We start from the raw sequence: 255 nt of genomic DNA on the forward strand, positions 1-255 counted from the left end.
GTATCTAGCTATGCGACCGAACCTCACATGATCCACTGGTATCAGCAACAGATTAGGGATCTATGCGCGACTGTGCCCTACGACCATGTTCTGCTCTCGTTTCACGGAGTTCCTGACCAGCGCTATCACTGCGCGGCACACTATAAAGCACAGTGCATAGCTACCCGCGATGCCATTGCGGCCGCTTTCCCAGATCTTCCCATCTCAATTAGTTTTCAATCTAAATTTGGTCCAGGAGAATGGTTAGGTCCATCC

Annotated in this window: 1 protein-coding gene; it reads left to right on the forward strand. The window is 50.6% G+C overall.

Going from position 1 to position 255, the window contains the following annotated elements; all coding sequences use genetic code 11:
- On the forward strand, positions 1-255 hold a 255-nt coding region (locus ACSNOK_RS35165), incomplete at both ends, for a ferrochelatase (RefSeq protein WP_436784755.1).

This window comes from Streptomyces sp. URMC 126, from assembly GCF_051386555.1.
In the GTDB taxonomy this organism is placed as follows: Bacteria; Actinomycetota; Actinomycetes; order Streptomycetales; family Streptomycetaceae; genus Streptomyces.